At 41.4% G+C, this 20,138-nt stretch carries 21 protein-coding genes; 3 read left to right on the top strand and 18 right to left on the bottom strand.

The window, feature by feature from the left end:
• Positions 1-4: 4 nt before the first annotated feature.
• The 18 genes from minD to B0I26_RS06375 form a co-directional block, all read right to left on the bottom strand.
• On the bottom strand, positions 5-808 hold the full coding sequence (minD, locus tag B0I26_RS06460; protein WP_111644639.1) for a septum site-determining protein MinD: 804 nt from the start codon (positions 806-808) through the stop codon (positions 5-7).
• A gap of 2 nt (positions 809-810) precedes the next feature.
• The gene (minC, locus tag B0I26_RS06455) at positions 811-1,494 is read right to left on the bottom strand and encodes a septum site-determining protein MinC (protein ID WP_146612796.1); all 684 of its coding nucleotides are present in this window, start codon (positions 1,492-1,494) and stop codon (positions 811-813) included.
• A gap of 50 nt (positions 1,495-1,544) precedes the next feature.
• The gene (gene mreD, locus B0I26_RS06450; RefSeq protein ID WP_111644637.1) at positions 1,545-2,078 is read right to left on the bottom strand and encodes a rod shape-determining protein MreD; all 534 of its coding nucleotides are present in this window, start codon (positions 2,076-2,078) and stop codon (positions 1,545-1,547) included.
• Positions 2,079-2,083: 5 nt separating this feature from the next.
• Positions 2,084-2,944: a rod shape-determining protein MreC gene (gene mreC / locus B0I26_RS06445; RefSeq protein ID WP_111644636.1), complete on the bottom strand. Its 861-nt coding sequence runs from the start codon at positions 2,942-2,944 to the stop codon at positions 2,084-2,086.
• A 21-nt stretch (positions 2,945-2,965) separates the two neighbouring features.
• Positions 2,966-3,988, bottom strand: a complete 1,023-nt coding sequence (locus tag B0I26_RS06440) for a rod shape-determining protein (protein WP_111644635.1) — start codon at positions 3,986-3,988, stop codon at positions 2,966-2,968.
• A gap of 223 nt (positions 3,989-4,211) precedes the next feature.
• Positions 4,212-4,892: a RadC family protein gene (radC, locus tag B0I26_RS06435; RefSeq protein ID WP_111644660.1), complete on the bottom strand. Its 681-nt coding sequence runs from the start codon at positions 4,890-4,892 to the stop codon at positions 4,212-4,214.
• Between the two features lie 32 nt (positions 4,893-4,924).
• Positions 4,925-5,485 carry a Maf family protein gene (locus B0I26_RS06430; RefSeq protein WP_111644634.1) on the bottom strand — a complete coding sequence of 187 codons (561 nt, stop codon included), beginning with the start codon at positions 5,483-5,485 and terminating at the stop codon, positions 4,925-4,927.
• 159 nt (positions 5,486-5,644) lie between these two features.
• Positions 5,645-6,619 carry a hypothetical protein gene (locus B0I26_RS06425; RefSeq protein WP_111644633.1) on the bottom strand — a complete coding sequence of 325 codons (975 nt, stop codon included), beginning with the start codon at positions 6,617-6,619 and terminating at the stop codon, positions 5,645-5,647.
• Between the two features lie 147 nt (positions 6,620-6,766).
• Positions 6,767-7,585 carry a pilus assembly protein PilO gene (locus B0I26_RS06420; protein WP_111644632.1) on the bottom strand — a complete coding sequence of 273 codons (819 nt, stop codon included), beginning with the start codon at positions 7,583-7,585 and terminating at the stop codon, positions 6,767-6,769.
• Complete coding sequence (locus B0I26_RS06415) at positions 7,582-8,196, bottom strand: fimbrial protein (RefSeq protein ID WP_111644631.1); 615 nt, start codon at positions 8,194-8,196, stop codon at positions 7,582-7,584. The genes B0I26_RS06420 and B0I26_RS06415 overlap by 4 nt, the downstream gene beginning before the upstream one ends.
• The gene (pilM, locus tag B0I26_RS06410) at positions 8,196-9,197 is read right to left on the bottom strand and encodes a type IV pilus biogenesis protein PilM (protein ID WP_181502744.1); all 1,002 of its coding nucleotides are present in this window, start codon (positions 9,195-9,197) and stop codon (positions 8,196-8,198) included. Before pilM ends, B0I26_RS06415 begins: the two co-directional genes overlap by 1 nt.
• 14 nt (positions 9,198-9,211) lie before the next feature.
• On the bottom strand, positions 9,212-9,967 hold the full coding sequence (locus B0I26_RS06405; RefSeq protein ID WP_111644630.1) for a prepilin peptidase: 756 nt from the start codon (positions 9,965-9,967) through the stop codon (positions 9,212-9,214).
• A 24-nt stretch (positions 9,968-9,991) separates the two neighbouring features.
• Entirely contained in the window at positions 9,992-10,507 is a 516-nt protein-coding gene (locus tag B0I26_RS06400; protein WP_111644629.1) for a type II secretion system protein, read from the bottom strand.
• A gap of 89 nt (positions 10,508-10,596) precedes the next feature.
• A complete protein-coding gene (locus B0I26_RS06395; protein ID WP_111644628.1) occupies positions 10,597-11,808 on the bottom strand; it encodes a type II secretion system F family protein in 1,212 nt (403 codons plus the stop codon).
• A 1-nt stretch (position 11,809) separates the two neighbouring features.
• On the bottom strand, positions 11,810-12,853 hold the full coding sequence (locus tag B0I26_RS06390; RefSeq protein ID WP_111644627.1) for a type IV pilus twitching motility protein PilT: 1,044 nt from the start codon (positions 12,851-12,853) through the stop codon (positions 11,810-11,812).
• An 11-nt stretch (positions 12,854-12,864) separates the two neighbouring features.
• The gene (locus tag B0I26_RS06385; protein WP_111644658.1) at positions 12,865-14,532 is read right to left on the bottom strand and encodes a GspE/PulE family protein; all 1,668 of its coding nucleotides are present in this window, start codon (positions 14,530-14,532) and stop codon (positions 12,865-12,867) included.
• A gap of 8 nt (positions 14,533-14,540) precedes the next feature.
• Positions 14,541-15,869 carry a VanW family protein gene (locus B0I26_RS06380; protein ID WP_111644626.1) on the bottom strand — a complete coding sequence of 443 codons (1,329 nt, stop codon included), beginning with the start codon at positions 15,867-15,869 and terminating at the stop codon, positions 14,541-14,543.
• A gap of 15 nt (positions 15,870-15,884) precedes the next feature.
• Entirely contained in the window at positions 15,885-16,814 is a 930-nt protein-coding gene (locus B0I26_RS06375; protein ID WP_111644625.1) for a hypothetical protein, read from the bottom strand.
• Positions 16,815-16,945: 131 nt separating this feature from the next.
• Here B0I26_RS06375 and B0I26_RS06370 point away from each other — a divergent pair, with 131 nt between their 5' ends.
• From B0I26_RS06370 to B0I26_RS06360, 3 genes are read left to right on the top strand one after another with little or no spacing between them, the layout of a single operon-like run.
• On the top strand, positions 16,946-17,458 hold the full coding sequence (locus B0I26_RS06370) for a type IV pilus modification PilV family protein (protein WP_181502742.1): 513 nt from the start codon (positions 16,946-16,948) through the stop codon (positions 17,456-17,458).
• A complete protein-coding gene (locus B0I26_RS06365; RefSeq protein ID WP_111644623.1) occupies positions 17,442-18,023 on the top strand; it encodes a PilW family protein in 582 nt (193 codons plus the stop codon). The genes B0I26_RS06370 and B0I26_RS06365 overlap by 17 nt, the downstream gene beginning before the upstream one ends.
• 11 nt (positions 18,024-18,034) lie before the next feature.
• The gene (locus B0I26_RS06360) at positions 18,035-20,071 is read left to right on the top strand and encodes a hypothetical protein (RefSeq protein ID WP_111644622.1); all 2,037 of its coding nucleotides are present in this window, start codon (positions 18,035-18,037) and stop codon (positions 20,069-20,071) included.
• The last annotated feature ends 67 nt before the right edge of the window (positions 20,072-20,138 follow it).

Genomic DNA, 20,138 nt, shown 5'->3' with positions numbered 1-20,138 from the left:
TTTTTCATCGCACGCCAAAAAACTTTTTAATTTTTGCAAAGACACCTTTTTGTTCTTCTTCAAGTGACTGTAACGGTACGGATTCGCCGAGGATTCTTCTTGCAATATTGCGATAGGCAATCGAAGCTTTGCTGTTTGGGTCAAGAACAATTGGTTCACCGTTATTGGAAGCTTTAATCACATTCTCATCATCAGCAATAATTCCCAGCAAATCAATGGACAAATGCATCACAATTTCATCGATATCCAACATATCACCGCTTTTGACCATATGGCTGCGGATGCGGTTAATAATGAGACGCGGCGGACGAATGTTTTCCTCTTTTTCCAGCAAACCAATAATGCGATCGGCATCACGCACGGCAGCAACTTCCGGTGTAGTAACAACAATCGCCTCATCAGCCCCGGCAACTGCGTTCCGATACCCTTGCTCAATGCCGGCTGGACAATCTATTAAAATATAATCATAGTCTTGTTTTAATTCCTGAATCAGCTTCTTCATCTGTTCCGGAGTAACAGCGGTTTTATCGCTTGTTTGTGCCGCCGGCAATAAATATAATTTGTCATCAAAGCGCTTATCTTTGACAAGCGCTTTTTGCACAGTACAGCGGCCTTGTGCCACATCGACTAAATCATAAATAATACGGTTTTCAAGTCCCATGACGACATCGAGATTGCGCAAACCGATATCTGTATCGACAAGGCATACGCGCTTTCCTGCCAAGGCTAAGGCTGTGCCTAAGTTTGCTGTCGTCGTTGTTTTACCAACGCCGCCTTTTCCTGATGTAATGACAATAGCTTCCCCCACTGTTACAGTCTCCTTTCTAACCTTGTTAAATGAGGTCTTAGATGTGTTAACAGCTGCAAACGGTCAACAACAATTTGATTATTGTCATCAACATAAGCGCATTCCATTTCATTCCGCTCTTCCGCTTTATAATCTGGAGCGCGGTTCATAATATCGCTGATTCTCAGCTGCATCGGTTTCATCACTGAAGCGACAATAACCGCTTCTTTATTCCCATAATACCCAGCATGAGCAATCCCCCTCAACGCTCCAAGGATAAAAATATTTCCACCAGCAATGACGGTTCCTCCCGGATTGACATCACCAATTAATAAAAGATCGCCTTGCACATGCAAAATTTGACCTGAGCGAACAATTTTTGAAACAGAAACAATTTCCGTCTCCCGCTTCCAAATCAGCGCTTCTTCTTTTGTAATTACGTTGCTTTCAATCGATTCAACGACTAAATTTTTTTTCGTGCGAATCAATGTGCGAATCTCTTCTTCCTGTTCAGGAGTTAAGTAGCGGTTCCCTACTTTAAGATGAACGGCAACGAGTGGACCATCCGGCTCATTTGTTTGGTTAACAGATAATTTTTCCTCTAATTCCATTACCAGATCACGATAGGAACAAGTATCATCGAGATGTAACGTCAGCCCGTCTTTCGTTCCTTTAATTGTCACGTATTGCTGTTTTTGCCTATTCACAACGTTCACCTCAACGAATAATTCTACAACATCATTTCATTTTCCTTTTTTCAAAGGAGATAATCTTCATCTTCGCGCTCACGAATTGGCAATTTTATGAGCTGCTGTTTAAGCGGGTAAGAAACGAAAATGACAAAAATCGTATTTAGGAAGATCGTTGGAAACAAGCGATCGTAAAGAAATATTTCAAACGGCATATCGGTTTTTCCAATCAGCAAATAAATTCCATATACATAAAATTCGACAACACTAACGGCTACGATACTTAGAAATGATGTCACTAAAACGTTATTATGAAACACCCGCATCGCTTTTGAGGTTAAATAAGCAATTAATACAAATATAAACATATAAACACCTAAAATTTCCGTATAAAAAACATCATATAGCAGCCCAAAAACAAAACCATACACAATGCCGTAAAATCGTGTCACATAAACCGTAACAAAAACAATGGCAATGAGAAGAAAACGCGGGACGAAAATATATTTTTCATAAAACCCATTTTTCGGCCAAAGGTCAACAACGATGCTTTCACTGACAAAAAAAAGAATAACGAGAAAAGGAAGTACGAGCTTTTTCACTCTTCTCACTCCCCTTCCTCTTTTGGATCATCAATTTTCCGTTTGGCAATAATGACATCATCAATATCATAAAAGTTTGCATAAGGCTTTACATAAGCCATTTGCGTTAATCCATATTCATCCGGTTCCACTTCAAGCACTTCGCCAATCACCAATCCCTTTGGAAATACGCCTCCAAGGCCAGATGTTAACACTTTTTGCTTCTCTTTAATTTTCGCATCAAATGGGATTCGTCTTAAAAGCAGTGCTTTTCGCTTTTCGTCATAACCTTCAATCAAGCCAAATGCATTTTCTTCTCCTTGAACAAATGCAGAAATACGATTTTTTTGATCGGAAGCGCTTAACAGCTGAATCGTTGCTGTGAACGGTGAAACATGCTGAACTTTCCCAACGAGAGCTCTTGAAGGGGTAATGACCGCCATATCTTTTGTCACACCGTGCCGTTTGCCCTTATTGACAATAACCAGTTCCTGCCATCGGTCGGGATTGCGTCCTACCACCGTTGCCTGAATTGGCTCAAAATCCCTAAGACTTTCCTTTTTATCAAGAAATTCACGCAGCCTCGCGTTTTCTTTTTCCAATTCCTGTACTTGTGCTTCTAACACAGCATACTCTTCCAGCCGCGCTTTTAAAATTTTATTTTCCTTGTATGTATGTTTTATGTCGTTGACATTTTCAAAGAAGCCCGCAACGAATTGTGCGGGCTTATGAAAAATAAACTGCACAAAACCAGCTGTATCTTTAATAAATTGCTCCGGCCAAGTTAAATTTTGTCGTTCTTTTAAGGAAAAACCAATCAATGCCACGAGAAAAATAATGCTGACTAACAAAACAATTAAACGTTTATTCAAAAAAAACTGTGGCATGATTTTTACACCCTCTTACGTTTAGCGATGATCTTTTGTTTTATTTTTAAATAAATGAATATGGTCTAACGCTTTGCCCGTACCGATGGCGACACAATCAAGCGGATTTTCCGCCACAATCACAGGCATTTTTGTTTCCTCGCTGATAACTTTATCAAGATTGCGCAGCAATGCGCCGCCTCCAGTTAACACAATGCCGCGGTCCATAATGTCAGCCGCTAATTCCGGCGGCGTTTTTTCCAACGTATTTTTTACGGAATCAACAATTGCATATACCGTATCCCGCAATGCTTCAGCAATTTCCTCCGCGCTAATTTCAATCGTTTTCGGCAGACCTGTCAGCAAGTCGCGGCCGCGGATTTCCATATTGCCGATTCCCTCAGGATTGCCGGCTGAACCAATTTCCATTTTAATCGCTTCCGCCGTGCGTTCACCAATCATTAAATTATACGTTTTGCGAATGTAATGAATAATCGCCTCGTCCATCTCATCGCCAGCAACGCGAATCGACTGGCTTGTGACGATGCCTCCCAAGGAAATAACCGCCACTTCGGTCGTACCGCCGCCGATATCAACGACCATGCTTCCTGTCGGCTCCCATACCGGGAGATTAGCGCCGATTGCCGCAGCAAACGGTTCTTCGATCGTGTACGCATCACGCGCTCCCGCCTGCCGTGTCGCATCGATGACCGCGCGCTCCTCAACCGCTGTAATTCCGTATGGAACGCAAACCATTACATACGGTTTTCCGGCGAACAATCCTTTATTTTTCGTTGCCTGCTTAATGTAATATTTCATCATCGTTGCCGTTGTTTCATAATCAGCGATGACACCGTCTTTCATCGGGCGCAATGCCACAACATTTCCCGGCGTACGTCCAATCATGTTTTTCGCCTCGTTTCCAACGGCGACAATTTGCTTCGTATCTTTTTGCAATGCAACAACGGAAGGTTCTCTTAACACAATTCCTTTTCCTTTTACATACACAAGCGTATTCGCAGTGCCTAGGTCTATGCCAAGATCTCTCGTACCAAATCCAAACATTACGTATCTTCCTTTCTGAAACGAAATGCTAATTTTTTATATGAAACGCAAACCTCATATACATACATATTTCGGCAAAGTTCGAGTTTTTTTTGCCGAATTTCTCACAAAACAAACAAATCCCTTTGTTTGACTCCGTTCAAGCTTGCTTCGTCCTTCTTGCAAACAATTAGGAAAAACTCATAACTTTTATTATAACTGATTCGACAAAAAAAGAGAACCATTACACGTAGCCTTTTTCTTTCAGGCTGACAAATTTTCGATCGCCAATAATAAGATGATCTAACAGCTCGATGCCAATCATTCTCCCACATTCAACGAGCCGCTTTGTTACTTCGATATCTTCACGGCTTGGAGTCGGGTCTCCGGAAGGATGGTTATGCGCACAAATAATGGAGGCAGCAGAGCGCTTAATCGCTTCTTTAAATACTTCACGGGGATGAACAATAGAGGCGTTTAAGCTTCCGATAAATACCGTTTTCCGGTGAATGACTTGATTTTTCGTATTTAAATAAAGAGCGACAAAATGTTCCTGGGACAAAAAACGCATGTCGTCCATCACGTATTTTGCCCCATCTTCCGGAGAACGAATCACATAACGTTCATTATATTGCAATCGGCTGATCCGTCTCCCAAGCTCAATAGCAGCAAGAATTTGCACAGCTTTGGCCGTCCCGATTCCTTTAATGCTTGTCATTTCTTCAATTGTCGCATCTTTTAGCAGACGCAGCCCTTCAAAATGATTTAATAAGCGGTTTGCCAGCTGTAATACTGATTCATCCTTTGTCCCCGTCCGCAGCAAAATGGCCAGCAGTTCATGATTCGCCAGGCTTTCCGGGCCGTCAGAAATTAAACGTTCACGCGGCCGCTCATCCTCTGGAAAATCCCGAATCATTAAGGACATCGTTTTCAAAAAAATACCTCCTTATGTTCCAGCTAAAATCCAAGCTTTTTCAACTCGCGGACCGTACGGGCAATCGGCAGGCCGACAACGGAAAAATAGTCTCCGTCTATTCTCTTCACAAAGAGAGAACCGCGCTGTTGAATGCCGTAAGAACCGGCTTTATCCATCGGCTCTCCGCTGGCAATATAGTCGAAAATTTCTTCGTCTGTCAAATCCCAAAATGTTACTTTTGTTCGTTCATAAAAGACGGTTTCTTCTGCCCGCGACAAAATCGCAACACCTGTTAATACTTCGTGAGTTTTACCTGATAACAGCTTCAGCGTTTGAAACGCTTCCTGTTCCGTTTTCGGCTTTCCTAAGATCGTTCCGTTATAAACAACAACCGTATCCGCTCCGAGAACATAGGCATCTTTCTCTAATTCAGCAACCGCCTTGGCTTTTTGATAGGCAAGCGACTGCACAACCTCTTCCGGCGTACTGTTTTCGGGAACCTCTTCTTCAATATGGCTGGCGAGGATTTCAAATGGAAGGTTGGCCATTTCTAGAAGCTCTTTTCTTCGAGGAGAGCTGGAGGCTAAAATCAATCGTTTCATCTGCATTCCCCCTGTATGAGCATTTGTTTCAAATTGGAAGATACAATAGTATCGTATCAAATCTTGCATTTAGACACAATTTTTAAAAATGACATTTTCATGCAAATTTCCGCAAAAAAAAGACTGTCTCAGCGAATATGTATGAGACAGCTTTTTCGGTTATTTGCTTGTAAACGCCATATAAAGCGTTAATGCTTCTAAAAGCTGTTGTTGAATTTTTGGCAGCAATTGTGCATCTTTTGTTTGCTCAAAGGAAGTGAATAATGCATAAGCGTTTTCCAAACGTTTTTTATATTCAACTGCGTTTTTGGCGCCCGGCGCTTTGACGGTTTGGAACTGCTTATATTCGTTTTGTAAATCTTTTTTTATTTCATCGCTTAATGACTGTCCTCCCGACAGTTGTACGGATGCAGAAATTAATTTTTCGTAAAACGATTGACTGGCTGCCAGAATTTTATTTGCTTCTGCATCGGCTTCCGGTGCTAACGTCATCGGCTTCATGTACGTTTCCTGCCCTTTTTGTTGATAAAGTTCACTTACAGGACGCAATGCTTCCTTTTCTAAACCAATGCCAATAAATAAATACGTTGGTTTTTCTCCGAAGGCAACCGCAGGAATGCCGGCATTATTTAATTTGCTCCTATATTCTCCGGCCGCTTCTGCTGTCGAAAAAACCCCTGCTTGAATCACATAAACAGAAAAAGCTGACTGTTGGGCGCTGCCGGCCGCTTGCTCTTTTGTTTCCGTATGCGGCGGCGGCAAAGCGGAATTAGACGAAGAAACGAATTCTTCTGGTGTTCCATTTACTTTTTCCTCGGAAAGAAAGTTTAACACAACAAAACCGAGACTTGTTCCAATCACTACCGCAGTGAAAATCGAAACAAGCGCTGACTTATGTTTTCTGACAGTGCTGTTCAACGATTTTTTCTTTATCGGGCTCGCTTTCGCTTTACGTAATTCCGTCCAATCCATAACACTGTGCTCATTTTCCTGTTTATGATCATTTTCAAACAGCCGTTCCTTTTTTTCCCTTATTTCGTTTGTTAGATGCTTTGAAATAGCCGCTTCTTCTGTCGTAAAAGGCCGTTCGCTTCCATTTATTTTAATCGATATTTTATTCTCTTGCTTGTCCATCTTTTCACCATCCTCGTCTCATTATTTCTTGGCGATCTTATCATAAAAAAAGAAAAAAAGAACAAGACATTTGTCGTCTTGTTCTCGAAGGTTTTCGGCAAATTTTGCTGATGACACGCAATCAGTAATGTACTCAACGGACAACCTCTATGGCGCTCTCTTATCTTCCTTATCTGAATGAGGCAGCATTTCTGTCAGCGGGTTCCGCTTTTCGCTTGGCGGCGGAACATCAAGAGGCGGAACTTTATCCTGTAAATCAGCAAGGCTTGGATAATAAAACGCAGCCACTGTCAATGAATAAGTTAACGGTTTGATTTCTGCCGCAGCAGAAGTTACTTCTTGATTTCCGGCAAATGATAATGATTGGACCGAAACGATCCGCTTTAATCCTTCAAGCGTTTCTAAAAAGCGCTCTAAATGATAATAAGTCGGCGATTGTACCGTAAGCGTCGCAGAAATGCTTTTTAACCCGTTCGGAAGCGGAATCGCAGGCTGATTGGGCTGCTGTTCATTTCCCTGCTTTTGTACAGATTGGATTCCTGTATTCAACTGTTCCGCCACAGATGAACTTTGCGGCTGTTCCGCTGCAGCGTCCGTATCGCTTTCAGAAGCAGAAGGCTGCGTTGTCACCTCTGAATCTTCAGTAAAGGAAATGCTTGATATAAAACTATCTGAAACAACTTCCGCCCGTTCTAAATCAAGCAATAGCTGTTCGACCATCGGCTTTACAGGCACTCTTTTTTGCAATTCAACGACACTTTCCGTTATTTCTGTTTCTTGTTGGGCAGTCTGCTCCCTTGTTGCATCAAGCAATTGTTGTTCAGTCGAAAGCGTTTGCTGCAGCTGCTCAATCCGCTCATGCATCGGTTTCAAAATATATGAATAAAGCACAAAAAAAGCAAGGCCCATGGTGATGAATATGCCGAGAAGCAGCAACAGTTGCCGTTTAGACAATAGAAGACTCATTGCCGCTCCTCCTTTTCCAGTTTTTTCAATACCTCTTTGTTCACCTTTATTTGATATTGGCCAATATAGCGCGGAAGAACATTTTTCATTTCGTTTGTTTTATTTTCGTTAGTTGAGCTGATATAATCTTTTTTCTCTTCCACAGTAAGACTTGCAAGATATGCCTCCGCGACAAACTCGGCATCAGATAAAGCTTTCAAATAATACGCCGCCTCCCGGCTCGTATCAAATTGAACCGTTAACTGAATCGATCCGGCTTCTTCATAAGAAAAGTTCATCATAAAGCCGCGTTCCGGCAGCAATTTCGATAATTCTTTAAGAAGGAGAACCGTTTTAATCGGATAGTCTTTCGCCCAATTCACGGCATTTTCTAAATCTTGAACAGCTGTAAGCGACTCGGTATTAGCCAATTTTTGTTCCTCTGTTATTCTTAATGTTTTAATTTGCTCAATCTGCTTTGTCAACGATTCGATTTTCTGTTCGGCCCTTTGCATATAGAAATAAAAAACAGCGCTGCCGATTGCGGCAAAAAACAGGGTAATGAATAAAATAAACAATAAAGCGGCATTTTTTCGTTCTTTTTTCGGTAGCAGGTTAATTTCGACCAACATTACGAAGTTCCCTCTTTTAACGCTAATCCTAATGCAAGATGATAGGATGGCGAAATTGTTTTACGGTTGGCAGAAGCAATGACATTCTCAGATAAAATGTCAACAGAAATGTCAAAGCGCTCACGCATCGCTGCATAAATTTGCGATAAATACGGATGGTCACCTGTTAGTAAAATCCGGGAAATTTGTGCATTTCCCTGCTGAATGGAAAAGCGGTAAAAGCTCATCACCCGCTCAATTTCTTTATATACATCTTCCAGTTGGCGAAGCGGCTCCTCTTCCTCCCCTTGCCATTCTAAAGCAATGCTGCCGAATGCATCCGTTTTCTTTTCCCATTGGTCAAATTCCGGTTCAAATAACAGCTGGCGCATAAAAATGGGACGATGTTGATGAAAAGCGCTCACATTAACCGCCGATAAATCAACTTGCACAAGCAATAAATGATCTTCTTTTTTCGCTTGATCGGCAGCGTGAAATAAACGGTATATACATAAAGGTGAAATATCAGCAGCAATCGGGCGGAGCTTCACTTCTTCGAGCAGCTCCGAATAGCTTTTGACTATATGCTCCGGTGCAGCAAATAATAAAATAACGAGCTTTTCTTTCGTCCGTTCAACAATCGTATAGTCAAATACCGGTTCTTCAAACGGCAGATGAATCGTTGTTCCCAATTCCATAAATAAATAGCTGCGAATTTCATCATCTTCCAATTCTTTTGGAAGAGAAATAGAGCGAATTACAACGACCGGATCTGGAACGATAAAGCGGACGCGGCGGTTTTTTATTTTCCAATCGGAAACGCATTCTTCTAATATCGTTGCCAATATTTCCTCGTCGACAATTTTTCCTTCCTGAATAATGCCGCTTGGAAGATAGCGCTCTTCACAGCGGGATAATATAAGCGGATTCGTTTGCTTTAATTCTAAATAACGAATAACATGGTCTTTCATAACAATGTTTGCGATTCTTTGATGCCGTTGAAACCATTTGAACATTTTCATATGTTCGCCTCACATTAAAACAAAATGAACTGTCTGTACCAATCGATGATCATTTGTCCAAAATAGTAAACAGTAAGCGTTCCGATTGAGATATAAGGACCGAACGGCATCGGCTCGCCGCGGCGCACTTTGCCAAATGCCATCCCAATCAGTCCAAAGATGGTGCCGTAAAGCGTAGAAAAGAAAAAGGCGAGCAGCACCATTTTCCCCCCTAACACAAAACCGAGCAGGGCAAATAGTTTAATATCGCCTCCTCCCATGCCGCCCTTGCTGAAAAAAGCGATCAACAGAAGAAGCGAAAATCCAATCATCGCTCCGACAAGCGAATCCCACCATGGGTCCAATGGAATAAAAATACGCTCCATAATAAAAATGACTGCAAAAAACAGCAGCACTTTATCAGGAATAACCATATAGTGAATATCAGAAACAACAATAATCATCAACAAAGAAATGAGCGTCCAGCTAATCACTAATTCCTTTGACCATCCCACCAAAAGCGGTGAAATCGTAAAAAGAATCGCCGTAGCCAGCTCTATGAACGGGTAAACCCGCGAAATGCGGCTGCCGCAACCGCGGCACTTTCCGCCTTGAACAACATATGATAAAACAGGAATAAGCTCCCAAGCCGTAAGCGTGCGCTTACAGCCCGGGCAATGCGAACGCGGCTTGACAATCGACTCCCCCCTCGGAACGCGCAAACCAACGACGTTAAAGAAGGAACCGAGGAGGAGAGAGATGATAGAGATATAATAAAAATACTCTTGCATCTTTATCTACCTAAATTACAAAAGTTATCTTACATTTTCACGACTTAAATCAGTCTCTGCAACAGCTTTCCCTGCAGCATTACCTTGTCCACCGGTTTGAACTCCGCGTGATGAATTCACTAATTTTACTTTATAACTTAATTTATTATTATTATCGGCAGAAATAACTACGTAAGAGTCATTTGAAGGTTCCGTAAAACTAGATGTGTCCACAGCACTAGGAGTATTGGCAGTTGCTTTTGTGTAAGTACCACCATCTGGATCTTTCACAGTTTCTAAATATCTTTCTTCTAGGTATGCTAGATTCAAATAAATACTTTTACCTTTACCTGGCACTATCCCTTTATCACTTGTCACCGCAATTTTCGCCGCATTAATCATTTGCTGCGCGTTCGCCACATGCGCATCTTTTTTCGAGTTGTCAATTAACCCTCCGATACTCGGAATGGCAATCGCCGAAATAATCCCTAAAATCACAACAACAGCCAACAGTTCAATCAGCGTCAAACCTTTTTGGTTCTTTAAAAAACGCTTAAACATATTCCCCTCTCCTCTCTTTATTATAAGACTTTTTTACTATTACCATTTTACAATATTTATTCATGCGTTGAAAATATTTATTATGCAGATTATTGTTGAATTTGATTAAAAATGTCAAACATCGGCACTAAAATCGATGTAACAATTGTTCCGACAATACCGGCTAAAAAGACGATCATGATCGGTTCAATAAGCGATTTCAACCGGTCTGTTGCCGTTTCCACTTCCGCTTCATAAAAGTCAGCCACTTTAGCGAGCATTGCATCCAACGCCCCTGTTTCCTCGCCAATCGCAATCATTTGCGTTACAAGCGGCGGAAAGACCCAATGCTTTTTCATCGGTTCCGTCAACGATTGACCGCGTTCAAGTGAATCTCGTGATTGTTCAATCACCTTCGCTATCACTTCGTTGTCAACAACATCGGCGACAATCGTGAGCGCCTGCAAAATCGGCACCGAACTGGAAAAGAGCGAGCTTAATGTCCGCGCCATTCTTGCTAGCACCGCTTTTTGTAGCATTTTTCCAAAAATCGGCATCCTCAGCATCATATAGTCAATATAATATTTCGTTTCCTTCCGTTTTTTTAACAGCACGAACAGCACATAAACCGAAATCATTGCCAAAATCACAAACCACCAATATGATTGCATAAATTCACTAGACTTTAAGACAAATTTTGTAATTGCCGGAAGCTCGGCGCCAAAATCTACAAACATTTGTACAAACGTTGGTACAACGGCAACTAACAAAAAGATGACTACGGTGATGGCAATTATGCAAACAATAAATGGATATGCGAGAACGGAAATGACTTTTTGTCTTGTCCGATGCACTTTTTCGAAATGATCGGCCAACCGATCAAGCGTCTCGTCCATGTTTCCGCCCGCCTCGCCTGCTTTAATCATATTAACGAACATCGTCGGAAAAATTCGTTTATGCTTCGCGGCTGCCGCTGATAGCGGATTGCCAGCGCGGAGCTCCTCTTCAACATCGGCAAGCGCTTTTTTCAGCGCTTTGCTTTCTGTTTGGCTTGCCAATATCCTTGTCGAATCAACAACAGAAACACCTGCTTTGAGCAGGGTGGAAAATTGCCTCAAATAAATGACAAAATCTTTTAATTTGACAGGTTTGCCGAACGTAATTTCTTTATTTAATATCGTTTCCGGAACTTCATTGATTTCAATCACTTTAATTCCTTTTTCGCGCAGTTTCAGTATCGCTTCCCGTTTCGATATACCCGTAATGACTCCTCTTTGTTTTCTTCCGTGCACGTCGCGGCCTTCATATTTAAACTGTGCCATTTTATTCGCCACGCTCCTGCATTAAATAAGGCTCGGCTGCCTCTTTGGAAATCAGGCCTGCCTGCAGCAGTTCCTTAATGCTCATTTCTAGCGTATGCATCCCTAAAGCACGGCTTGTTTGCATGACATTCATAATTTGATGAATTTTTTCGTTACGGATTAAGTTGGCCACTGCCGAGTTATTAATTAAAATTTCTGTTGCCGCGACCCGTCCCGTTTTTTGCACGTTAGGAAATAGACGTTGCGAAATAATCGCCACTAGTACGGAAGCGAGCTGAATGCGAATTTGTGACTGCTGTGCCGGCGGAAAGACGTCAATAATCCGGTCGATTGTTGCCGGTGCGCTTGAGGTATGCAACGTTCCAAGGACAAGGTGACCCGTTTCTGCCGCTGTAATCGCCGTGTGAATCGTCTCTAAGTCGCGCATCTCCCCAACTAAAATGATATCCGGGTCCTGCCGCAGCGCTGCACGCAAACCGTTGGCAAAATTGTTCGTGTCAAAGCCGACTTCACGCTGGTCAATGATGCAGTTTCCATGCTTATGCAAATATTCAATCGGATCTTCAAGTGTGATAATATGCTTCCGCATTGTGCGATTCATATAATCAATCATCGCTGCCAGCGTTGTCGATTTTCCGCTCCCGGTCGGTCCTGTCACGAGCACAAGCCCTTGAGGTTTATGCGCAATCCGCTTCAGCACCTCCGGCAATTGCAGCTCATCAATTGTCGGAATTTTCGTCGGGATCACACGCACAGCAAGCGACACGCACGAACGCTGTTTATACGTGTTGACACGAAAACGGGAAATTCCCGGAATCCCATAAGAAAAGTCAAGCTCTCCTTTTTCTTGAAACTGCTGCCATAATCCTTCCGGAATAATCGCTTTTGCCATCGCTTCTGTATCTTCCGGCCGCAACACGTCTTGGCCGTATTTTTTTAGCTCACCGTTAATCCGCATAATCGGCGGAACACCGACCGTCAAATGCAAGTCTGATGCTTTAAGTTCAAAAGCCGCACGCAACAAATGCTCTAGTCTTTGTTTCATCATTCTCACCTTTAGCTTAAAATGGCCACTTTCAATACTTCTTCGAGCGTCGTCAAACCTTGTTTTACCTTCAGTAAACCATCATCAATCAAAAAAATCGTTTTATTTTTTATGGCGAGCTCGTGCAGTTTCAAAAACGGTTCCTTATTTAAAATAACACGGCGCATTTCATCTGTCATGACGAGCAGCTCATGAAGCGCGATACGGCCTTTATACCCGGTCATATTGCACATCGGGCAGCCGCGGCCGCGAATCAACTTTTCAATTTTCAGACCACGTTTGGCAAAAATTTCAATTTCTCGTTTTGTCGGTTCCTGCTCCTGCTGGCAATCGCGGCATATGCGGCGGACGAGCCGTTGTGAAACAACCCCGTTAAGAGAAGTAGCAACAAGAAACGGTTCAATCCCCATATCAATGAGCCGCGTGACAGTGCTTAATGCATCATTTGTATGAAGCGTGCTTAACACTAAATGTCCAGTGAGGGCAGCGCGAACCGCGACTTCCGCCGTTTCCCTGTCACGAATTTCCCCGACCATAATAATATTTGGGTCCTGCCGCAAAATGGAGCGCAATCCTTGGGCAAACGTCAGCCCAACGTTCGGATTTACTTGAATTTGGTTAATTCCTTCCAACTGATATTCAACGGGATCTTCAATTGTAATAATGTTGACTTCTTCACTGTTTAAATGATTTAATGCCGCATAAAGAGTAGACGATTTCCCAGAACCGGTCGGCCCGGTAATTAAGACAATTCCGTTTGGTTTTTCAATCAGTTCGGTAAACCGCTGCAAATTTAATTTATTAAATCCCAGTTTATGAATATCATTAAGCGCCGCCCCTAAATCAAGGACGCGCATCACAATTTTTTCTCCATAAATCGTCGGTAACGTAGAAACGCGCAAATCAATCGGATGGAAGTCTAAGTTGATTTTAATCCGGCCGTCTTGCGGGATGCGGTGCTCGGTTATATCCATGTTTGCCAAAATTTTGATTCTAGCCGTTAATACGCTTTGCATATGTTTTGGCAGCGCGCGATCGGTACGCAACACTCCGTCAACGCGATAGCGAATCAATATTTTTGTTTCTTGCGGGTCGATATGAATATCGCTTGCCCGTTGCTCGACTGCTAATTGTAAAATTTGATTGACAAGGCGGACAATCGGCGAGTCTTCTTCGATCACCCGTTCTTCCTCAACCGTTTCAGGCACCGGAGTCATTCGTAAAAAATCTTCCACCGACTCGTCGATGTCGTAATATTTGTTAATCGCGCGCAAAATATCGTCCTTTGAAGCAATCGCGGTCTCAATATGAAACCCAGTCGAAAGGCGTAAATCATCGATGACGAAAAAATCCATCGGATCGGCCATTGCCACAAGCAATCGGTCTCCTTCCGCTTTTAACGGCATGACCATATGGCGCTTCGCAAATTCCTTTGGGACAAGATTTGTCAGCTTCGGGTCAATCGGATAACGATATAAACTGACATGAGGAATGCCCAATTGAAATTCGAGCACTTCAATTAACTGTTGTTCCGTAATATATCCGCGCTGCAAGAGCGCATCTCCGAGCTTTTGACCCGGCGCTTTCTCTTTTAGCGCCTCCTGCAATTGCTCCGGCGTAATCAATCCAGCTTCAACTAACAAATCACCTAACCGTTTTCGCTCTTGTCGCTGCTTCACGATCATCCCTACTTTTCATAAATTTCACCTTGATTATCTGTCGAACTGTCCTGTGTACTGTCTTGATGGATACTTTCATTTCCATCGTCAGTTGGAGCCGTTTTTTGTTGTTCATTTTGCCCGTTGTTATTATTTAGCATCGAATCATTTTCTGAATTCGTCACTCCGCTTTCCGTGCTGATGCCAATATCTAATCCATGAATTTCAATTTTATGCACCGGAGGATAAAAATCTTCGGCAATAAGCTCTGTTTTCAGCAAGTGATTCTGTTCGTCATAAACTTGTTTCTTTACTTTCACTAACATTCCTTGTTTTCCTTCTTGCTTCAATCTTGTTTCATTCGGCTGTAATGCCGGGCTGTATTGAATAATCGTTTTCGGCTCGAAATATTCAACTTCGTCCAGCTTAATCACATATTTATTGACAAACGGCAATCCTTTTAAAGCAACTTTAAAACCTTTATTCAGCGCTTGCAGCTCTAGAGTATATGAGCTTGAGTTTGGATTATAGAAAATAAAATCTCTGTTTTGTTGATCGACTTTCGCTTCATAGCCAATCGGAATGCTGTTTGGTAATTCTCTGCTTGTATGCCGTTCCATAATTGTAAAATTTGTCGGCAAAACGGTTTGATAAATAGCGGAAGCGATTAGGCTCATCCCTTCAGAAGAAAGCGAATCGCTTTGCTCCTTAAAATAGTTTGCTAGGGAAAACTGGCTTTTCTCTTTAATTTCAATCGTCGGATGTTTAGAAATCCACGCTAAAACTTCCGAATGATTGCCTTGTAAATTCGTAATTACCGCTTCACTTATGATTTTTTGTCCGATGCCTTGCTCTTTGATGACATAATCAGCCATTTCAAGCGGTCCAAGATTGGCTTTCAATGCAGCCGCCGTTTCAATTATGTCATGTTTTAGCCGTTCGATATCAAACAATGAAATGAAGTTTTCCCCGACCACTCTCGAAATAAGAAAATGTAATTGCTTTTCATCCAGTCCAACAAAAAGCTGTGACTTCTGTCCATCTACAGCCTGCTCAATGCTTTGTTCAATTTGAAATGCAAAAAGGTCCGCGGGAATGGCTTCCTTTCTTTCTTGGTAGGCAATCGTCATGCGTTGGACAGCTTTCCACTCATTCACATGTTGAACAATCTTATTGATTGCCTCTTTTTTTGATAAACCGGAAACATCCACTGAACCGATCATTGTGCCTTCAGCAAACCGATTATGTTTAAGAAAAATAGACTCATAAGCAAAGGCGCCGATTTGTGAGAAACTGATTAAATACGTTGTACTTAAAACGATGACAAGAAATAACTTCACGACAGCTTTATTTCTCACAGAAAAACGCCTCCTTTACTTATGAAGCCGCTTATCAACAACCGCACTTGAGATTCCACCATGCTCTTTCACAGTTAAAACATCTCCTTTATCCAAGTGCTCTTCATCTTGCTGCTCAACGTCCATATGTGTTCGATCATCTTCAAAATTCAATTCCGGAATGAAATCATTATCGGCTAAAATAGCAGATTCTCCGATAAATGTCTCGGATTCAGACACGTTCATGTCATTTGAGTTTGCACTTTCAATGGCCCCATTCGTAACGGCTTCCTCATGAACTGATTCTCTTTTCTCTTCCTCCAAAAGCCATGTTTCTATTTCACTCAGATGACTAGCGATATCATCTCCTTCTTTATCATAATTCGCAAGCGGTTCGGATGATGGTTCCAGCCATTGCAAACGATTCTCGAGAAACTGAATTTCTTCATCAACTTCTATATGATCATCTCGGTCATCATCTTCAAAAACAGGCCATTTTTCTTCTGCCGAATCATTTTGTTGTTCACTTTCTAACTGTGATTCTGTCATATCAATGGCAGGTAAAGCCGGTACCGGTTCTGCGGTTGCATCTTTAATAGGCTGCCCGTCATCATTCATCTGTTCTTCTACAATTGTTTTTTCTTCAGCTTCTCCGCTTTCTACAGATGATAATGATGGAGCGAAAATTTGTGCTAAATCATCTTCTGCCTCTTGTTCTTGTGCAGCATATAAGAGATGGCCGAGCCGCTTATCAAGCAAATACGCAACGGGCAGCGCCAACAGCAGTAATAGCAAGGCGACTTGCCAAAGCGGCAATATCGATTTTGCCAATAAACCAAAAGAGGCTAAACAGAACGAAACAACAACAATGATCAGCTTTCCGCGCCGATTGAAACCGAGCGGTAAGACAAATAAAATAGGGATGAGAACAATAAGCGCAGCAAACGCAAATAAAAACGGCTTCAATCTATCACCCCTCTTCGGGAAACCTCACCGGTTATATGTAAAATTCCACAAAAATTCAACATAAATCAAACCATTTTCGACTCTAACATATTGTATAATAAAGTTACATATTTTGAAAGAAGGGTATGCAAATGCCTATGACAAAATTTCTAAAAAATGATAAAGGTTTAACGTTAATTGAAACGATGTTATCCATTACGATTTTGGGAATTGTGATGCTTGGCGTCATGACTTTGTTTAAACAAGCGTATTTATACACGGTTTTGAACGAAGATAAAACGATTGGAATTAATGTCGCGCGGAATGCATTAATGTATATGGAAAAACAAAATTTCATCGAAATCAAAGAAAAATTTGCAAGTTTAGGCAATAACGGTCAGCTTCAACTTTTAGTCTGTGAACATAACGGAAGCGCTCGGTACACTTTAATCGATTCGAATACTTCCCCACTTTCTGGCTGCAGCGACATACAAATTAATGACAGAAAATACAATGTTACAATTGAAACAGAGCCCCCTAAAAACAATAACAGTGATTACGCCAATTATTTTATTCCTCTCGTTGTCAAAGTAACGTGGAAGCATGGCAACATCGAACAATCCACACAGTTAAAGGGGGTTTTGACAAGTGAAGACATTCGCTAAATTTCTGTTATTTGACGAAAAAGGTTTAACTTTAATAGAAGTTTTGGCGGCACTCGTTATTTCCGCAATCACTCTTTCAACGATTTACGGAGTATTCATTACAGGGCTTAAATTGTACGAGCAAATCGCTGTTGAAGGGCAGCTGCGCGATGACGCCGACTACGTTGTCACGATGATTATGAATGAACTGTATTCGATCCCTTTTGATTATATTGAATATTGCCCTAATGCACCACAAGGAACTTGTATCAGAGTCGAAGACAGCAAATATGTCGGAATTGAGAAATACAACGATATGATAGATGTAAATAAAGAAGCAACGAAAAACAGCAGCGAAATGAAAGAAATTAAAATTGTCGAAACAGAAGATGGAGCCTACAAAATTCAAATTGATGAAACCATTATCGACACAAAGGCAGATTTTAAAAATTCTTCTATTACTTTCGATTGCTCACAAACAGAAGACAACGGAAAATGTAAACAGGCACTGATTAATATTCATTTACGTGCATCACATGAAAGAACAAAGAAAGTGTTAAATCTGGAAAGTCATTTTGGGTTTTAAAGGTGATAAAAATGATAAAGACTGAAAAAGGCTCAAGTTTAATTACCGTATTGCTTGTGGCGCTCATTTTTATGACGCTTGGACTGGCTATTCTTTCAGCGACCATTGGAGGTTCACTGCGGACAGAAATAAGAAAAACCGACGTAGATGTCATCTATCAAGCCCGGAAGCTGATGGAAGAAATGATTGCTGATTTAAAGATAGCGTTAAAAGATCCCGATCCGATGTATAAAATTGATCTAACAAAAGTAAACGGAAGAGTGAATGCGTCTTTTGATGTGAATCTTCACAACGTGATCGATAAGCTTGAACAAGCTTACAAAACGAATCCTATTGTAAAATCGTTACGCATTGAAGTTATTAGCAGCGACATTCATTATCCTGAATACAACATTGATAAGGAAACGCAATTTACAAGAGTATTAGAAATTCGCTTAACTGTTCAAGACCCGGACAAAAAGATTGAGCGGACATTTAAAAGAAACGTTATTCTCTCGCCTACACCGAGCTTTTTACAGTATGCCATCGGTTCGGCAGGGGAAGGAAGCAATGCAGGATTGGAGATTAACGGATCGCCGAACATTCTCGGGAATGTATTCGCTAACGATTTAAAAATCTCGCAAAATGCAAAGTTTTGCCCAACTAATAAGTTTTGTACACCTAATGATGAATGGCTAGAAATTCCAACACCGTATCCTTCAATTTTCGGCGATGTTTATTCGCAAGGAAGAGATTTGCAGCCTGTATTAACCGCTGATCACTTTTACAACCAAAAAGTTCCTACATTAAAAAATCATAGCGATTTTATTGATGTAAACTTCCCAAAAACATTTCATACACAAGCTGATGAATTGCTGCAAAAAATAGATGGAACGCTCCAATACAGTGACGAGAACTTTACAACGTATTTTAACAGCTATATAACCGATTTCTTTTCGACATCACAGCCGACGCTTTTGCCGCTTTCTGATGATGATGATGATGCAGATACGGTTGACTTAAAAGACCTTCCAGTTACGCCAATGACGGTTTTAAAGTGGAAAAATCCCGGTCAGTCGATGAAACTGTCTAACACTTCCAATCTCGAATTATCAAAGCCTTTAAAAATAGATGGAGATGCGATTTTAAGCAATACCCGTTCGTTAACAATCCCTAGTTTAATTGTAAACGGAGATATTACCATTACGAATTACGGCGATTTGGAGATTGGCAATTTATATGCAACAGGCGATGTGACGATTGCCAATTTTAGAGGAAATCATTCCTCTTCTGTAAAAAAGGGATTCGTAAAAAACAGCATGATCATTGGCGGAAATCTTGAAATTATTAATTATACAGATTTTCAAATCGGTGAAGAAAACTCTTCAAACGATAGCTTTACAGCGAGCCAAAGCACCGGAAATGTCTTTGTGTACGGAAACACGAAATTCGTTACAAATAATCGGCCTTTCACTGTGCGCGGAAATATCATCACAAACGGAGATTTGTTCATACTCGGAAATGATGATTTAAATAAAAATGAAGACGATGATTTTATTTTTGATTCCGTCATTTATGTAAATGGACAATCGTTTATTTCCAATGTGAATATTTTCGGCGCCGACAACAATGATAAGCAGCTCGTGCTGTTATCGGGGGAGGATTTGACGATTACGCGCATTAACGAATTTAAAAATTTTCCGAATATGAATGAGCCGGATGACTTTAAAGGAGAAGTAACTGACAATACAAATACAATTAAACCGCTGAAAGCATTTTTCTATACGCATGAAAACGCGAAACTGTACGGTGTAGGCTCCTTGTTTTATATTGAAGGAGGATTGTTTGCCCGCAACCATTTAGAGATTAACGCCATTCGCGGCGGACAAGCGGGAAATGAAGAAGATTTAAAACGGATGGCCGGCGACGGAAATCAGCCGAACCTCCAAACGGGAAAATATTCCCGATTCAACGTAAAGTATGATAAAAAAGTGCTGCTAAAACGCATTGATGCCTTGCCTGTTGTGGATTATTTGCAAGTCATTCCTGATGAAATTGTAATGGAATAAAAAGGCTGTCTCAAAAGCTCCAGGGTCAGACCCCGCAGCACAATATATAGGACATCATGTTGGATCA

The organism is Paranoxybacillus vitaminiphilus, assembly GCF_003259935.1.
Taxonomy (GTDB): domain Bacteria; phylum Bacillota; class Bacilli; order Bacillales; family Anoxybacillaceae; genus Paranoxybacillus; species Paranoxybacillus vitaminiphilus.
This window is presented reverse-complemented; position numbering and strand designations above follow the sequence as displayed.

Bases quoted from the DNA above. Each gene is read 5' to 3' on its own strand.
- B0I26_RS06415 (WP_111644631.1), bottom strand. From the start codon at position 8,196: ATGTTGGTCGAAATTAACCTGCTACCGAAAAAAGAACGAAAAAATGCC.
- radC (WP_111644660.1), bottom strand. From the start codon at position 4,892: ATGTCCTTAATGATTCGGGATTTTCCAGAGGATGAGCGGCCGCGTGAA.
- B0I26_RS06430 (WP_111644634.1), bottom strand. From the start codon at position 5,485: ATGAAACGATTGATTTTAGCCTCCAGCTCTCCTCGAAGAAAAGAGCTT.
- B0I26_RS06420 (WP_111644632.1), bottom strand. From the start codon at position 7,585: ATGAGTCTTCTATTGTCTAAACGGCAACTGTTGCTGCTTCTCGGCATA.
- B0I26_RS06440 (WP_111644635.1), bottom strand. From the start codon at position 3,988: ATGTTTGGATTTGGTACGAGAGATCTTGGCATAGACCTAGGCACTGCG.
- B0I26_RS06425 (WP_111644633.1), bottom strand. From the start codon at position 6,619: ATGGACAAGCAAGAGAATAAAATATCGATTAAAATAAATGGAAGCGAA.
- B0I26_RS06370 (WP_181502742.1), top strand. From the start codon at position 16,946: ATGCCTATGACAAAATTTCTAAAAAATGATAAAGGTTTAACGTTAATT.
- pilM (WP_181502744.1), bottom strand. From the start codon at position 9,197: ATGAAAATGTTCAAATGGTTTCAACGGCATCAAAGAATCGCAAACATT.
- B0I26_RS06360 (WP_111644622.1), top strand. From the start codon at position 18,035: ATGATAAAGACTGAAAAAGGCTCAAGTTTAATTACCGTATTGCTTGTG.
- B0I26_RS06395 (WP_111644628.1), bottom strand. From the start codon at position 11,808: ATGGCACAGTTTAAATATGAAGGCCGCGACGTGCACGGAAGAAAACAA.
- B0I26_RS06405 (WP_111644630.1), bottom strand. From the start codon at position 9,967: ATGCAAGAGTATTTTTATTATATCTCTATCATCTCTCTCCTCCTCGGT.
- mreC (WP_111644636.1), bottom strand. From the start codon at position 2,944: ATGCCACAGTTTTTTTTGAATAAACGTTTAATTGTTTTGTTAGTCAGC.
- B0I26_RS06400 (WP_111644629.1), bottom strand. From the start codon at position 10,507: ATGTTTAAGCGTTTTTTAAAGAACCAAAAAGGTTTGACGCTGATTGAA.
- B0I26_RS06390 (WP_111644627.1), bottom strand. From the start codon at position 12,853: ATGAAACAAAGACTAGAGCATTTGTTGCGTGCGGCTTTTGAACTTAAA.